The following is a 15,891-nucleotide window of genomic DNA, read 5'->3' on the forward strand; positions in this document are numbered from 1 at the left end:
ATCCTCTAAAATTTATTTTGTCTACTTCCTTCAAAACTTAGTTTCAACTCATTCCAATCATGAAAAAAAATGAACACGTGCTATGCGATAAACTTAAATAAAAGAACAGGCCGCTCTGCTTATAAGCAAAGCGGCCTGTTCTTTTTACATAATAAAAGGGCTGTTCCTACTTTTAACAGCCAGGTAAAATAGGTGCTATTGTGTTATGGTAAAATTGATGGTTAAAGGAGTACCGGCAGTACCTTGCCCACTAGACTCGGTATAAGGAGTCGCTTTTAAGGTATAATCCCCGCTAGGTAAGACAATGCCGCCGTAATTAATCGAACCATCGCTTTTTTTCTCGTCGCCGAATAAAGTATATGGAGCAGATTCAGTTTTAGACATGGTCCATTTGCCGGATAAATTTAGTTTTACACTACCAACGGTTGTATTGGTATTCGCCCGGATGTTGATATTTTTAGTAGGTAAATTTGCTAAATTTAACGTCTCGCCGTTAGCAATGGTCTTTATTTCCCGATCGGTATCGCCATTAATCAGAGTAAAGCTTATTACTTTTTGCCCACTTGATGATACTGGATCGGTAACTGGATCGATAGCCGGGGTAGAACCACCATCTTCTACTGGCGGATTACTGGACCCGGAACCAGAAACTACCGTAAAATTAACGGTTAAAGCGGTACCCGCTTCCCCTTTACCGCCAGCTTCGGTATAAGGAGTTGCTTTTAAGGTATATTGGCCGGTGGCTGGTTGCCAGGCAGCATAATCTGAATTGGTATCGCCGAATAAAGAGTATGGAGCGCCTCCCTCCGTTTTAGTGTAGGTTTTAGCACCGCTCAGATTAAAATACACACTACCAACCGGGAAACTGGTATTGGCCCGGATATTAATGTTTTTGGTAGGTAAATTTGCTAAATCTAAGGTTTCGCCGTTTGCAATTGTTTTAATTTCCCGATCGGTATCTGCATTAATTAAAGTAAAACTTTCAACCTTCTGATCGGTTGATGATCCCGGATCAGTTTCTGGATCGGTATCAGGAGTGGTGTCTGGGTCTTCTACTGGAGGATTATTGGAACCGGAACCAGATGGAGCAACATCGGCATAGGTGGCACCACCACCTGCTGTGCGAATATCATCTATAAAAAGAGCTCTTTTTGTGATGCTTCCCCATTTTCTTTTGTAAATACCGGTTTTAAAATAAGGATATTCATTATCGTTATAGCTATTTGGACCACTATAATCAAGCGTTTTCGTGCCGTTTAACCAAACATCAAAAATACCATCCGACTCATGAGAAAAGTTAATGTGAAATACAAAATCAACCCATTTATCTTTAATTACCGGTCCCAGGTCAAATACTTTTTTACCGCTAATAGTTGAGTTAGTGTTATTAGAGCGCGTAGCCCAATACATTACCACGTTTAATCTACCTTTACTAACTACCAAAGCAATGGGGGGAAAACGAGCGGCCTCTCCATCATCTTCCATAGCATGCCATTGCGCAATTATATCCCACGTATCTACCTCGGTGCTAGTTTGCCAGTAACTACTTGGTAAATACATACTTAAACCATACCAACGGTTACTGGATGTTTCGGCAGGTAATAATATTTCGGATCGTACCTTATTATCAGCTTTTCTTAACTCAATACGAGCAGATTTTGAACCCGTGCGGGCAGCAGAACCAGAAAGAGCAAAACCATGCGAAGTATACACTTGCTTGTTAAATGGACTAATGTAAGTGGTTTCGAATCGCTGCTCTACCATCAGATTATTCCGGTAAGAATCAACCGACGTAACATTACTGCTACTGGTTAATTCAACCTCCGATTTAACTGCGGCTTCTAACTCAACTATTTCTTCTGTCTCGCAAGCTACTGTAAATAAGGATAGTAAGGAAATGGATAAGAGTAGTTTAATTTTCATATGGTCTGATTAAAGTTAGAAATAGTTTAAATTAAAATTCTACAATTTAATAACTCGCCTGCAAGCAAAATTTCAATGTAACCAAATTGTATATTTAATTTTAAGAGCTGGTATTCATTTATAAGCAATCACGAATTTTGCTAATTTAAGTATCCAATAATGGATCTATTATCATAAGATAATAAAATTAATTTTATATAATAAATCTAATAACATGCAACCTTTTTTAAATTATTATATGTGGTATCAAACATAAACTATATTTATCTACTCACCAAATATTTTTCTATTTAAATCATAATAATTGTATAAAAAGACTAATTATTTAATTTTAGCCAGGATTCAGTTTGTTTATAGCTAATTTCAATTCAAACAACTAGAATACAGAATAATACCCAATCATCGTAGTAACTTATGATTTTTACAAGAATCTTAAATTTTAAAATATTATATTATTTTGTATTTTTTAGAAAAGAGCTTCTTTTTTAAACTAAAGTATCAGCCAAATAAAAATTGAATTATTATAACTAAGCAAGATTGCTTAAACCTATAGTGCATATTGTATCAACCTTTAAATTTTAATAAATTCCATGCGCTTAGCCATTTTTATGCCAACTTTACATAAAGCCTCTAATAATTGTATAATCAACAATTGTCAAAGTGTGTTTGATACACACTAATAATTAGCTGTGGAATTTTTCTACACTTCGTAGAATATTTCTACAGGTATATACATTATAATTTTTCTGAAAAACCTTAAAACAAATTGAAGATCAAAAGGAGATATATTTTGGGAGTAGTATTTTTTTGATATAAAAAGCAAAGCACAATCTATATAGACAAACAATATGCTTTAAAATAATAAGACAGAAGTTAGATGAACGTTATTGATTATTACTAATTCACCTCAATTCTAATTCGTTAAATGTATTTATTTGTAAATTTGATAATGCTTTCTTTTTTAAAATTAAATTAACTAAGCTAAGATTGATTTAAGATGAGCGCGTTAAAGAGACTTATTTTTGCCAATTGAAATTGTATGAATTAAATAGGTACAAGCTTGTTGTTTGCATACTCCCTATAAAGAACTTATCCAAAGTTGTGATCTTATACCAGCTAGTACTACTAATGAGGAGCAGAATTTATTTAAAGAGAAGGTTATATTTTTTGGAAACTTAAAACAAAGAGCAGGCCGCCCAGCAATAATGCTAAACGGCCTGTTCATTAATAATCCAGTGCATAAACATTATGGCACCAGTATGTAGGAAAAAGATTTATTCTACAATTTTAAAAGTAACCGCTAATGGAGTACCAGCCGTACCAGATTTATTTGATCCGGTATAAGGAGTGCCTTTTAAAGTAAAGCTACCGGTAACGGCACGCCACACGTTATAGTTTCCACCAGAATCGCCGAATAGAGCGTAAGGTTTTCCTGTTTGAGTAGTTGTAAGGCTATGGGCACCAGACAAAGCAAATCCTACACTGCTTACCGTAGCTGGATACGTATTGGCCCGAACATTCAGGTTGCGGGTACCTATATTAGACAAATCAATAGTAGCTCCGTTTGAAATCGTCATTATATCCCGGTCAGTATCGGCATTAATTAAAGTAAAGCTTGTTAACTTTTGGCCAGAGGTAACCACTTCATCTTCTTCTTTAGGCGGGGTAGTAGTACCACCGGAACCAGATGGAGCAACATCGGCATACGTGGCACCACCACCTGCTGTGCGAATATCATCTACAAAAAGAGCTCTCTTGGTAATGCTTCCCCAATCTCTTTTGTAAATACCGGTTTTAAAGTAAGGATAAGCTTTATCGTTGTAACTGTTTGGACCACGGAAGCTAACTGCCTTCGTACCATTTACCCAAATATCGAAAACACCATCTGATTGGTGCGAGAAGTTAATGTGAAATACAAAATCAATCCACTTATCTTTAATTACCGGACCTAAGTCGAATACTTTTTTACCGCTAATGGTAGAATTGGTGTTGATAGACCGGGTAGCCCAATAAAGAACTGCAGTTAAGCGGCCTTTACTAACCACTAACGCAATGGGGGGAAAACGTGCAGCCTCTCCGGAGTCTTCCATAGCATGCCACTGCGCAATTATATCCCAAGTATCGGAAGTCATGCTGTTCTGCCAGTAACCACTAGGCAAATAGGTACTAAACCCATACCAACGGTTGCTAGAAGTTTCAGCAGGTAGTAATATTTCCGAACGTACTTTATTATCTGCTTTTCTTAATTCTAAACGAACCGATTTTGAACCCGTGCGAGCAACGGCACTAGAAAGAGCATATCCATGAGAGGTATACACTTGTTTGTTAAACGGACTTATAATAGAGCCCTCAAACCGCTGCTCTACTAAAAGATTATCCCGGTAAGAATCAACAGAGGTAACATTACTGGTACTGGTTAATTCAACGTCCGATTTAACTTCTGGCTGAACCAATTCTTCCGTTTCGCAGGCTGTCGTAAATAAAGCCAGTAAGGAAATTGATAAGAGTAGTTTAGTTTTCATAAACAACGATTAAAGTTTACAATAGTTTAGATCAAAAATTTACAATTCGGCAGTACACTTGCTAGCAAAATTTAAAACTCACTAAATTGTATAAATGGTTTTGTAAATAGACAATTATTGATTACTTGTTAAAAATCATCTAAATTTTAATAGTTTAAAAACAATTAATTTATCTTTAAAGCTATTCGTAAATCAATATAACAAATCTAATAGCGTGCAACCTTTTTTATTATTTGATTTCTGATTCAAAACTATATTATATTTATCTATCAACCAAATTTTTTTATAATAAATTGTAACTTTTATATTTTTTATTAATAATATTATAGTTTTTTAAGCCATTTTGCTTTTAATTTAAAATTAAATCTAATTACAGCTAATCTTTAAAAGTAGATAGATAAATATGTTTTTATAATTTTATATAGAAATTTACAACTTTTTAATTTTAAATTAATTGTATTATTCCGAAACAATGATAAAATCTATTAAATTAGTCTAATTATAAAATAATTGTATTTTATCAATACCAAATCTTACATAGAGCACCACAATACTTATTGAAATTAGCCTAAAGCGCACGCGCTTAGCTATTATTATGCCAGATTTTTATAAAGCTTATTACAAGTGTTAACACAACACTTTTACAAATTAATCTAGAGTAGCTTGAAGGTGAATCTGTGGAATTTTTCTACACTCTGTAGAAGGAATCTACACTGCAATTCCACACAATTACATTAAATAAGCTTATGTGTAAGTATTTAATTATAAGGGAATTTTGAGAGGAGTAGCACTTTTTAAGTAAAGAGGAAGGTCAGAAAAATTATTTTTGATACAATTGCGTTTAAAAGAATAAGACAGAAGATAGATGACCGCTATTATTTAGGCTTAAATAACTGAAATTCTAAACCAGGATCCATCATCTGTTAGAGATTTATTATAATCCAGCATTTTGGCTAAATTTACTTCTGATAGGATTTATAAGATTGTTCATCCAAAATATTAGTGCACTACGCCAAAAGCATCTTTACTCCTGTTTATCAGCTAACTGGCTCACTTTTTATGTTTACCAGTACCTTTCTGCCGCTAAAAATACAGCAAATTTGCAGACTTGCCTGTAGGGTCCTACTATTCAATTGCTTCTATCGTAAAGCTCTTTTGGCAAACTCAAAAAAAAAAATCAGTAAAAAGGGTTTGCCTAAAAAGGAAAACAGGTTTGCTTTGTCGTTATAGCTTAACCATTCATGAAATCTACTGCAAAAATTTTAATCTAGTATTGTAAGCAAGAAACAAGGCTTTTAATAAGTATTTATTTGCTTCGAATTTATATCTACAATCTTAAAATCTACTTTTTTGCTTTCTTCATCGTCGGGAGCAGCCAAAGTTTGGCTGGTATGAGCCCGTACTTTGGTAAAGGTTAATACTTCTTTGTGCAGCAGTTTTCCATTCTTCTTTTTATAGCTTACTTCTACGTTAACATTATCCAGGTCGTAAGCAGAACTGTTTTGGATGGTGATTTGCAAGTCTTTGGTTCCTTTTCGCTTTTGGTTGGCTATTACGTTGCTTTTCACCGTCACAAATTTAGTAAGGTCTAGATCCGGCGGCGGATTATAATTTACAGGTGAGTTTTCAGGCTTAGAATTTCCTGGATTTGGTTGCCTTACAGTAAGTTTACCTGACTTAGTTGGATTACCGTTTCTTTTTTTTCCAATTGGACCAGGAGTTTCAATAGAAGTAACAGTTTTCGGAGGTAAAGTAGAGGGAGAAGTAGAAGGACCTGCTTCGGCAGGTATACTATCCTCCTTAGATTTTACAGCAGGACTATCGGGTTTGGAGGAAAAGGTTGTACCAGTACTAACAAGTGGTATGGGTTTCTTTTTACGGACAATAATATTATTAACGGCGAAAACAGTATCTTTCTCCACTAGTAAAGCCAATCTGGCCGGAATACTATCGGTTGTAATATTTATTTTAGGAACCAAAACTCGCAGCGTATCAGAAGTAGTGCCCACAAGGGTACTTTTAAAACCATTAAAAAGTACCTGCAATTTTTCGGGTTTAACCGGAAAGTTTTTACCCGGAATAACAAAAGTTTCGCCTTCTATTACCGAAGATTTAAAAGTAGCGGTTTCTATTTTTTTATTACCCGAGAGCAAACCAAAACCTGCCACTGCTACAACGGCGGCAATGGCCAGGAATAAGATAATCAACACCAAGCGTATATAACTCAGCTTTTTGGGATCTGGTTTAATTCCCGGAACATCTGTAATTATTACAAGTTTGGGATCTTGGTTAAAGTTAGTAGTAGGGCTATCTGGTTGAGTGTTTGGAATTTTATTGTTTAAGATACTGGTTGGCTCTTCTAGTACTTCGTTTGGCTCTGTTATTATTTCTGGTTCGGTTGTTACTACTTTCGATGCTTCCGGAATGATTGCTTCCGCAATACTTACCGTTACGGGTTCACTTTTTTTCTCGCCCGAATTGTTAATGGCTACTAACTGACTGATATACTACTTTTTTGGGTTTACCATCGTAGGCTTCCCGCAGATCCAGATTATTTGTAATTTTTTGGATTTCTTGGTGTAGCCGGCCGTTGCGGTGCAGCTCTAAACGAGTAACGTGCGCTACTTCCCAGGAAAGGGAAAGAGCTTGGCCCGGTCCTATGTTGGTAGCACTCGCCTCGAAAGAATAAATTACTGGCTCGGTTAGGGTAGGTTGGTACGGAACCCGGTCGTTTTGAATAATATGCTGTAGGATAAACTCTTTTACTTCGGAGCCCGACAATAATTGCTGATCTTGTTGACTTTCTTTATAGGCCCGAATAAATAAATCTTTAAAGCCAGAATATGTTTCAGCTAAAAGTGCCGGTAGGTTATCGTATAAAACCGTCGATTTGTAGTCGTATCTTTTATCGGTTAAGGCAATTTTAATGCGTAGCACTAAAAATATTATTTGCAAAAAATTAAACATTGGCCCGTTTAAATCACCGGTTTTCAGATCTTTATAACCTAGCTGTTCTTTAAAAAAAGTAATAACCAAAGCCCAGTATTGTTTATCCCCGTCCATGTGGTTATGGGGTCTTTGGGAAGTGGGCTGTACACTATCCAAATCAATAAATAAAAAACGGCCGCCGGATTCGCAAAAATATTCTTTTCACAAAAATCCATGAACCAAAAATGCTTGTTATGTAAGGCATTTAAGCCTTTAAAAAGATCATCCGTCAGGCGGGGTAAGTTTAAATTGGCATTGCGGTTAACAGCAGCTTCCAGGGTTTCGCCGGTTAAATACTCATAAAATACATAGTAGATCGGGCGGCCATTTTCTTCTGTTTCAACTACATCGTATATTCGGGGCAAATCGGGTTCAAACTTATCTTTTACTTGCAGCATTAAATCCCAGCCCGAAATATCTGCCGGACCTTTCTTCTCGAATCGTTTTACAAAACACGTATATTTTCCGATGGAAACAGGAAACTTAAAAGGATCTCCGGAGGCAAAGAGCCAACCTTGGGGATAGTCGGAGATATATTCATGCTCTTTTTCTTTAATAACTACTTTCATTATTACCTGGCTCTATTACAGTATCTATCCTTTGTATTTTAAAATTGTATTCCCATTGCTACCGAAAACTGAAAGCTTAATGAAGATTAGAAAATTGTTTTTCGGCTTTTGAATCGAATAAGCAAATTTATTCTTTCCCTGATTTAATTTGTATAAAGCAAATTGCCTTATCATCAGCGGTACCTTGTAAATGATATACTATTTCTTCTCTTAAGTCCGTAAAAGATTCAGCTCTGGGTTTATTCAGGAGGGATTCAGATTCTAGGCCAATGCCATCGGTAAAGGCAATAATAGATTGCACATTTGCCTGTTTTACAATTTCGTACTTAGGGGTATTATGCTGAATATCCAATTCTTTCTGCGCGTTAAGAACTAACCGGAAAAATAACCGGTCGTTACTGCTGTCGTTTTTACTCAATAAGGTGGTGTTCATAACTTTAAGCTTGCGGTTGGTGTGCGTATAAAGTACCATTTTACAATCGCCGGAGCGATAGGCGGTAAGTTCGCCGTTAACAGATATTTTACTAATTAAAAGCGTGGTAGCGCATTCCGGAACGTTTTTTTGCTCAATGTTGGCCCGGAGAACAACTTGCTCATCGGTGGGTAAGGCTTGAATTTGCCGTAGCCAATCTTTTTTAACTTCCTGAACGGCTTGCAGAAGTAAAGCATCCAGCGAAGTAGTGGCTATTTGAGTAAAAGACAGGCGCAGCTTATTCGAAATTCCCTGCGCTAATAATCTACTCGAAAATACTCCCGCCTATCTACCGGATTGTGCAAACAATATTGGTCGGAAGTGCCATCCAACACCCAGAGCAATAATTGTTGATGATTGGCCACCATAACACAAGCATCTTCGCCTAAATCTTTATCTGCATCGGGGTCGCTCATGTATTTCTTACGAGGACCAGCCGTTAGTAAAATTTCCGTAGAAAAATAGGAATTGGGTTCTGCCTTGTAAGCATCTGCCTCTTGGGTTTCTGTTACAGAAAAAAGTAAATTTTCTTCTGAGTCAGGCATTTCTGCCTGGCATAATTGGTTATTGGCAGCATTCTGGTGGCTCTCCTCATAAAGGCGCTGGTTTTCGACTTGGCCAGAAACAACTGTACTATCTGAATAACTTTTTTTTTCGGGCGAAAAAGAAACAGCATTATCAGACTTTACACTCACGTTAAAAACCAGAAAGCGGCTCGTAGCCCACAACAAACAAAATACTCCGGCCAAACCACTGCCCCAAAACAATAATGTTTGCCAAACAGAATGGTTATTGGCAGTAACTGACGGCAAACTCGGCGCATTAGTAACAGGAGTACTTACCTTAACCGCATTTGTTAAAGTAACCGGTTCTTCTTCTTGCTCATTAATTGCTTGCAAGTAGGCGCCATACGTATTTGAATTATCACCTGCGTTAAGTAATTCAGTTAGTAAATTTTCGGGCGAATCCAGAAGTAAACGGTAGTCGCGGGCTTTTCTACCGGAGCTGTCGGGAAAAATCAGGCGCAGTTTCCAAACTACAGGTTTGTTCTGCTGTACGGAAAGAACCGGCACAATCAAATAAGCAGAATCTTCCGCCTTCACCGTCGAAGGTTTAGTAATAGGCTCCACCCGAAACAACAGCTTCCCTATCTTATCCGAAGTAGGTTGTTCTGGTTTTTGTCTACTTAATGCTGCTTTATCAGAAATAAATGGCAGGGAATTTTTCTTATTAATGTTTGATGAGTAAGACAGGTCGGTAGAAACTACGTTTTTTTCAGCTTGCGCTTTACCCGGAACATCCAATAATGAGGCAGCCGCAGGTGGAGCAACTACCAGAATGCTAGCGAGAGAAACCGAAAAAGCAAAAGCGAGCATTATGAATTAGGTTTACGAGTTAATTGTTTTTCGAGGCAGCGCGGGCAAAAACCGGAAGCACCGGAGGCCATCCTAAACAAATTTTTCAAAATATTAATCCTGGCTGGGTTATCTAATAAAAAGAATTGAAGTTCGTCGTGAATGGGACAAGGACTCAATAAACTTTGCAGTTCCTGACAACCTTCATCGTTTTCTTTTCCGAAAAATGCCCCAATTACAATATCGTGGTTCGGGCCGGCAAGCGGCTTTACTTTAAAAAGATTATCCTGTAATACTTTATTTTTAGCAGCATCGTACTGCATGCCATCGGTATAAATTAAAACCCGAACGTTGGCAATCGATAACGAATTACCATTACTATCCAGAATAATCTGGCGCATGGGCGTATAATCGGGAACTTTAAAATCGGGTATTTGCTTTTTTAAAAACTTATCTACAAAAGAATACGCCTGCTGCAAAGCCCGGTTAATATCGGTGCCGCCCTGCATTGCGTACAATTCATCGTAGAGGTAATTCGCAAATTTTTTAACGTCCTTATTAAACCGCAGCAATAAATTGGCTACCGTATCTACAAACATCAGCTCTACGCTATCATCAAATTTAAAAGCCGCTACGTAGGCATTCGGATTGTTTTGCATGCGTTCTAAGTCAAAAATGCCGCTGGCTGCACTGGTGGCAATTAAATCCATTTTGGTGGGTTTGGTTCCCGGAAAAGCCTGGTCCGCCATCGACGAAGAAGCATCCATCAAAAAAACGCACAAGCCAACTTCGTTGCTGGGCGGTGGCGAAGTGAGTTCTGGTGGAGGAGGCTGGGTGGGCCTTACCTCCTCTCCTATTATTCTTTCTTCTAAAATACCGTGGTACGCCATACCTATATGGCAGTACCCATCTTCGGTAGGCTCATCAAAAACGTGCGCTTCGTCGGTGAGGCAGAACCATTTTTTAATTTTGGCCATGATCTAATTTTTATATATGAGTAGCTCCTGCTAGCTAATTGAAACTTTTGCGTTTTTATTTATTTGTTTTATAAGAAGCTAATTTGAATAATTTTAAAGTTTTTGTCGTTTCGGGAGTAGGGCCGTTAAGCGCAAATAAATTCCTGCTTTCGCGAGCGTAGGCGCTCGTGAAGATTATTAACTAGGCCTCCGGCCGGGCGTACCAAAGAGCCTTATTATTATTCAGAGTGCATTCAATAGCCTGTTTCTAGCGGCCAATGGCCGGACGATGAACAACACGAGCGTAGACGCTCGCGTTAGAGCAGCTTTTAAAACAGAACTTAACGACCTTACTCCGCCTTAAGGGATTTTTTAACAGAGCCAATTTTTAAATTGACGCTTAGTTTATTCTTTGTTCATTTAAAATCATATACTAGCTGCTGCTTTGAAATTAAAATAAACAAGCATTTAGGCCTGATTTCTAATTCATAATTAGCCAAAGCTTTACCACTCCACTTGCAGCATTTTTTTCATCCAGGGTAATTTTAGTAGAGTAAAGCCCCAGGGAATGGTATTTAATAATAAATCGTGGCCTTTTCTTTCTACTTGCAAGGTGTAGCGAGCACCGTTTTCTGTCAGAATTCCTTTCCGTTGCAAAAAAGATTCACGGAATCCCTGCGGCGAAGTATTTTTCAGTGCCTGCCAATGCTCAATAAGCGAGTCTAGCAAATTATCAGCTTCCATTATTTCTTTTTTAGTTAACCGAATGCCACCGGCTAGTGCTACATCTAATTGAATACCGCACAAAAGTTTATTAAAGACCAATAAATACTCCGGATTCTGGCGTTTACCCGTAACTAAATACTGGGTCAGCTGCAGTGCGCGGGCAGCTACATAACTATTTTTAAAATGCTGTTTTTCAAGGTAGTTTAATCGGGCAAATACACTTGGCAGGTAGGGTGCCAGCAAATACAAACCCGCATTTTCCACAAATTTTTTTTCTGTTGTTTCTTCCGGATATTCTGTTTGGTATTCCTGTCCGTTACTCTCCGATGAAAGTATAGGCAGTTTAGAAGTTTGGGCCGTTAATTGTTGAAGTTCAGCTACGGGCAAATGGGTTAGCTCGCGTAAAAAAAGTAAATTTTCGGTAGGTAATTTGGCCATAAATCGCCGCAAACTGCTTTTTTCACTTTGCGTCTGACATGCTCCTTTCCAAAGAATATTCTGAATGATGGCCGCTTCTTTCCGGGATAAAGAATTAACTACTTGTTCTAGTGGCGCGTGAATTGCTTTTACATAACTCTCCGGATTTACTATTTCCATCGAAATTTTAAATGGCCGAACAATCTCTGCTGCATTCGCTTTACTGGTTTCTTCTTTTTCAGAACTTACCAGGTTTTCCGTTGGCTGCTCGGTTAAATCAACCAGAGTAGTATCTGAAATACTTGCTGAAACACTTACTAAATTATATTGCAGTAGATAAGGATGGTTAATCAGGTTATGTAATAACTTACCCCGCTCCCGACGGTTCTCAATGGTTTTAGTAATTTTTGCTTGTAATTGTTGTAGTTCCGGTAGGGGTAATTGTTGCAACCATCGTAAAATTACCTGATTGGAAAGCGATAAGTTTTGCAGGATAGAAATAGCTGACGACCCTGGCTCCGCGGATTGTTTTTTTGTTAAAAGAATATGGCTGTTAACTGGATTAAATTTACGGATGATTTGATTAAATCCTGCTTTCTCTTCTTTTGCTAGGGTTGTTAATTCGTCGCCTAAAACCTCGTTTAGGAAAGTAGCTTTTTGCTTGGTGCGTTCTCGGGAATAATTCCCGCTGTTTTGCCTGCTGAAAGGTTTATATAAAAGTAAATTTTGAATGTTTGCTTGGCTTGCCGTTGCTTTTTTTTCGCTTATTTCCTAATCAGGCGCAGTATTCGTTTTGTTAATGGTACGATTGTACAGTTGGTTACTAAATCCGGGCTTATTAGAATTTAAACTGCTATTTGGGTGATCAGTTAAAGAAAATACATTCAAATTAATTGTTCGCGAACCAGGATGATTATCGTTAAGCAGGGAATCCGGATTTGATTTAACCGGAATTGAGGAATGAAGAGTCTGATTGCCTTCTTCCGGCGGCAAATTAAACTTATCAGAAAAGGAAGAGAAATTAGAGCTAGCTTTGTTTTGAAGTATTGTCGAGTTGGTATAATTTTCCGGGTCGGCGGTGTTTATAGGAGGAGGTGTTTTGTTAAAAGATTCTTTAGGCTCATCAGTATCAGCAAGCTCCGTGGAAATAGAAGGATACAACAAAAATTCCATTTGCACCGGATTAAGCAATTGCAGGGCAGCTTCTAACTTGGAATTATTTACTAAATTATCTGTTCGATTTTCCGGCGAGAAATACAGTTGAACCGTTTTAAACTCGGCTTCGGGCAACCAATCAAAAAGGGCAGCATGCTGAATCCAGTTTAAACCAGGCAACTGCATGATTTTCCGCAAGAGCCGGGTTTTACGGGTATCTAAAGAATTAAACCGAATGTGCTGAATAAAGGCTTTTAGTTTGGTGAGTTGCTCTTTGGTAAAACTTAAAACAGGAATAGAAAAACCAGCTTTTTGGAACAGGGTTTTCTTAAAAATTTGAACGGGTATGTACTGCTCCTGTGCTTCAAATAAATCTTGCAGTAAAGTTTGAGTAGCGGGTTTTACTTGCGTGGCCAACCGCTGCCACACGATAGAATCTGGTTGTTGTTGGCGCAGGAAATTTTGGATAAGTTGAGGCCGGTGAGTAATTAATCGTTGCACCGCTTTGTCTATATCAGTGGGCTTTATTTGGTAAGCCCACCAGGGTAAAATACCCTTAATCTAAAAAGTTTGCACTAAGTCCCAATCCTCGGCCCAAGAACCAGGTGTAGTTAGGTTAGCTTGTACAGGAGGATTGCTGGTTAGATTAGTTGCATCTGAAGAATGAAGCGTATCAGAATCAAGAAGCAGTTGTTTTTGCCTGGTTCCCGATTCACTCTGCTCTGTGTTTTTAGCTGCTATTGCATTAATAAAAGTAAGATCTTCCACCGGCTGATTTTGAAAACGAGCAATTTGTTGGGTAAAATCTTGCTCAAACTTCTGCAGCATTTCCGTTTCGCAAAGCTCAGGCCAGTACACATCTCCTAAATCAATTTCAATTTTATCTATCCGCAGGCTTTTTTGCGACGGTAGCTGTTCTGTAATAATTTTAAATACCAGTTCGTGAATTTGCGTGTCTATGTGATCTACAAATTCCTGCCGCACCATTTTAGCTATCTCCTCCTGGGAGCAGGTAAATTCAAAAATTTCCTTATTAATAGCTATTGTTTGCATCGCGCTCTTACTTCCGCAATTCGTTTAACTGGTATATCAAATTATTTACAACCTCGGTATTCGAAATTTCAGCTTGGGGTAATTCTTCCAGCCACAACTTGTAGGCTTCTTCAAATTCACGCATTTGTTTATGATCTAACCAGTAGACCTGCGGATAAATGTGCGCCGGTGTTTCCATGTAAATGGTTTTCTCGAGCAAATGCTTAAAAGTTTTGTTTCTGAACTTAGCTGGCCAATCCGGAATTAAGATCGAAATTTGAAAAGAATAAGGATCGGCCTGGGCTACCAAGGGATTTTCTGCTTCTGGATCATAGGAAACAGGTAATTGTTCGTGCGAAAAAAATGTTATCAAGCTATTTAACTCAGCTTCCATTTCTTCTTGTTGGCGGTAGCGTTTTTTACTTTCGGCCAAGGTTCGATCTACATCCAACAGGCGAAAAATATAATAACCATCGGCATTCTGCTCCACAAGGTAATTGGACCGGTTGGAGCCAAATTGCTGAATTTGCTCCATGCGGTGGGTTAAGTGACGGTAAAAAATAAAATTTTCGTTTACAATTACTATTTCTTCTGAATCATTTTTGTTTAAGGTTAAGCGCCAGTTCGTTTTGCATTCATTTTTCGTGTTTAGGATCCGGAAGGTATAAGTAGTGCTTTTGGGCTGTAACGGAACAGTAATTTCGCCTTTGGCAACCGCGATTACTGTTAAAATATCCACGGCATCTGAGTTTAGGGCACTGCTTCTTTTACCGGATCGCTCCCGCGGCGAAACTTTGGGCCGCAGTAAAATATGCTCCACCAAGTGAAAATTTTCCGCTTCAAAGAAATCCCTCAAGGTTTTAATAGTCAGATCAAAGGCCGTTTCGGCGGCTTTTTGGGTCGGGAAAGATTGGCTGGCTATAACTTCGTAATCGTTTTCCTGCGTAATTCTTTTCAGGTGGTAATTCCATTTTTCCCGGCGGCCTTCTTTCTCGTACAATGATATTTCGGCACAATGGGTTAAAATATAATTTAGAATTTCGTGGGCTTCGTTTTCAAACTCGTATTCAAGGCTCCGGAGTAATACTGAATTTCTATCTGCCGGATCGGTTACTACTACCACGAAGCGTTGTACCATACTTCTAAATTTTGCCGCACTTTATTTATATCACCTTCGGCTGCATCTATTAAAGCCAGAATAGCCTGGTGGGCCGGAAAACCAGAATAATTTAATACTGCTTCGCGCAAAGATTTGAGTGGGCTTTTATCAACGGAATTTTCGGCATTGGCCGTTCCGCCACCAGCCGCCCCGGATACATTAGTAGAACTGGCCGGTAAAATAATGTCTAACAAAGCTAGGGCAAAATTGCTGGCCGGAATGTAGGAAGGTAAATTCTTCTTCGTTCGGCTGCTATACTTGCCCCGATAAAGACTAGCAACTAAAGGATGCGAATACAGTTTTTCGACTAATCGGTTTTCCGGGGTATTATGCAACAACTCGTGGATGCCCCGGTGCAGATCGGACGCTCTTTTCTTTAAAACGCCTTCTACAATTTCGTTAATGGCACTACATATAAAGCTCAGCAACAAGTATAAAAAAATTATACCTATAAATACATCCAGCATCTGTAATGTCGACATTTACTTACTTTCTATGTTTAAATAACTGCTTGTAACTGCTGTTCTAATTATTACCTTTTAGCACTGGCTTTGAAGCCTTAGCACCACTACTCCTAACCATCAGTAATAACTTACTCACTGTTTTAGGTTGTTAAA

14 protein-coding genes are annotated in these 15,891 nt (G+C 38.2%); 1 reads left to right on the forward strand and 13 read right to left on the reverse strand.

Annotated features, from left to right (window positions below; translation table 11 throughout):
• Positions 1-195: 195 nt before the first annotated feature.
• The 3 genes from HUW48_RS15380 to HUW48_RS15390 all read right to left on the reverse strand — a co-directional run bounded on the left by HUW48_RS15380 (position 196) and on the right by HUW48_RS15390 (position 6,655).
• On the reverse strand, positions 196-1,923 hold the full coding sequence (locus HUW48_RS15380; RefSeq protein ID WP_182411788.1) for a polysaccharide lyase: 1,728 nt from the start codon (positions 1,921-1,923) through the stop codon (positions 196-198).
• Between the two features lie 1,274 nt (positions 1,924-3,197).
• The gene (locus tag HUW48_RS15385) at positions 3,198-4,445 is read right to left on the reverse strand and encodes a polysaccharide lyase (protein ID WP_182411789.1); all 1,248 of its coding nucleotides are present in this window, start codon (positions 4,443-4,445) and stop codon (positions 3,198-3,200) included.
• A gap of 1,295 nt (positions 4,446-5,740) precedes the next feature.
• Entirely contained in the window at positions 5,741-6,655 is a 915-nt protein-coding gene (locus HUW48_RS15390; protein WP_182411790.1) for a hypothetical protein, read from the reverse strand.
• A gap of 109 nt (positions 6,656-6,764) precedes the next feature.
• Here HUW48_RS15390 and HUW48_RS15395 point away from each other — a divergent pair, with 109 nt between their 5' ends.
• Positions 6,765-6,944 (forward strand): hypothetical protein, encoded by a 180-nt coding sequence (locus HUW48_RS15395; protein ID WP_182411791.1) that lies wholly within the window; start codon positions 6,765-6,767, stop codon positions 6,942-6,944.
• On the opposite strand, the gene HUW48_RS15400 is transcribed toward HUW48_RS15395, so the two are convergent.
• The 10 genes from HUW48_RS15400 to HUW48_RS15445 form a co-directional block, all read right to left on the reverse strand.
• Positions 6,927-7,508, reverse strand: coding sequence for a hypothetical protein (locus tag HUW48_RS15400; protein ID WP_182411792.1), 582 nt, complete (start codon positions 7,506-7,508; stop codon positions 6,927-6,929). The genes HUW48_RS15395 and HUW48_RS15400 overlap by 18 nt on opposite strands.
• Positions 7,451-8,002 (reverse strand): hypothetical protein, encoded by a 552-nt coding sequence (locus tag HUW48_RS15405; protein WP_182411793.1) that lies wholly within the window; start codon positions 8,000-8,002, stop codon positions 7,451-7,453. The genes HUW48_RS15400 and HUW48_RS15405 overlap by 58 nt, the downstream gene beginning before the upstream one ends.
• Before the next feature lie 127 nt (positions 8,003-8,129).
• Positions 8,130-8,723, reverse strand: a complete 594-nt coding sequence (locus HUW48_RS15410) for a protein phosphatase 2C domain-containing protein (RefSeq protein WP_182416402.1) — start codon at positions 8,721-8,723, stop codon at positions 8,130-8,132.
• Between the two features lie 8 nt (positions 8,724-8,731).
• A complete protein-coding gene (locus HUW48_RS15415) occupies positions 8,732-9,850 on the reverse strand; it encodes a hypothetical protein (protein ID WP_182411794.1) in 1,119 nt (372 codons plus the stop codon).
• Positions 9,850-10,806 carry a vWA domain-containing protein gene (locus tag HUW48_RS15420; protein WP_182411795.1) on the reverse strand — a complete coding sequence of 319 codons (957 nt, stop codon included), beginning with the start codon at positions 10,804-10,806 and terminating at the stop codon, positions 9,850-9,852. The genes HUW48_RS15415 and HUW48_RS15420 overlap by 1 nt, the downstream gene beginning before the upstream one ends.
• Positions 10,807-11,289: 483 nt before the next feature.
• Positions 11,290-12,696, reverse strand: coding sequence for a contractile injection system tape measure protein (locus HUW48_RS15425; RefSeq protein ID WP_220464059.1), 1,407 nt, complete (start codon positions 12,694-12,696; stop codon positions 11,290-11,292).
• A 3-nt stretch (positions 12,697-12,699) separates the two neighbouring features.
• The gene (locus tag HUW48_RS15430) at positions 12,700-13,584 is read right to left on the reverse strand and encodes a hypothetical protein (RefSeq protein ID WP_182411797.1); all 885 of its coding nucleotides are present in this window, start codon (positions 13,582-13,584) and stop codon (positions 12,700-12,702) included.
• A 60-nt stretch (positions 13,585-13,644) separates the two neighbouring features.
• Positions 13,645-14,136, reverse strand: a complete 492-nt coding sequence (locus HUW48_RS15435; RefSeq protein WP_182411798.1) for a contractile injection system tape measure protein — start codon at positions 14,134-14,136, stop codon at positions 13,645-13,647.
• Between the two features lie 7 nt (positions 14,137-14,143).
• Positions 14,144-15,253, reverse strand: coding sequence for a hypothetical protein (locus HUW48_RS15440; protein WP_182411799.1), 1,110 nt, complete (start codon positions 15,251-15,253; stop codon positions 14,144-14,146).
• The gene (locus HUW48_RS15445) at positions 15,232-15,756 is read right to left on the reverse strand and encodes a hypothetical protein (protein ID WP_182411800.1); all 525 of its coding nucleotides are present in this window, start codon (positions 15,754-15,756) and stop codon (positions 15,232-15,234) included. The genes HUW48_RS15440 and HUW48_RS15445 overlap by 22 nt, the downstream gene beginning before the upstream one ends.
• Positions 15,757-15,891: the final 135 nt, after the last annotated feature.

It is taken from the genome of Adhaeribacter radiodurans (assembly GCF_014075995.1).
GTDB lineage: Bacteria > Bacteroidota > Bacteroidia > Cytophagales > Hymenobacteraceae > Adhaeribacter > Adhaeribacter radiodurans.

Bases quoted from the DNA above. Each gene is read 5' to 3' on its own strand.
- HUW48_RS15435 (WP_182411798.1), bottom strand. From the start codon at position 14,136: ATGCAAACAATAGCTATTAATAAGGAAATTTTTGAATTTACCTGCTCC.
- HUW48_RS15445 (WP_182411800.1), bottom strand. From the start codon at position 15,756: ATGTCGACATTACAGATGCTGGATGTATTTATAGGTATAATTTTTTTA.
- HUW48_RS15405 (WP_182411793.1), bottom strand. From the start codon at position 8,002: ATGAAAGTAGTTATTAAAGAAAAAGAGCATGAATATATCTCCGACTAT.
- HUW48_RS15415 (WP_182411794.1), bottom strand. From the start codon at position 9,850: ATGCTCGCTTTTGCTTTTTCGGTTTCTCTCGCTAGCATTCTGGTAGTT.
- HUW48_RS15385 (WP_182411789.1), bottom strand. From the start codon at position 4,445: ATGAAAACTAAACTACTCTTATCAATTTCCTTACTGGCTTTATTTACG.
- HUW48_RS15440 (WP_182411799.1), bottom strand. From the start codon at position 15,253: ATGGTACAACGCTTCGTGGTAGTAGTAACCGATCCGGCAGATAGAAAT.
- HUW48_RS15380 (WP_182411788.1), bottom strand. From the start codon at position 1,923: ATGAAAATTAAACTACTCTTATCCATTTCCTTACTATCCTTATTTACA.
- HUW48_RS15400 (WP_182411792.1), bottom strand. From the start codon at position 7,508: ATGGACGGGGATAAACAATACTGGGCTTTGGTTATTACTTTTTTTAAA.
- HUW48_RS15420 (WP_182411795.1), bottom strand. From the start codon at position 10,806: ATGGCCAAAATTAAAAAATGGTTCTGCCTCACCGACGAAGCGCACGTT.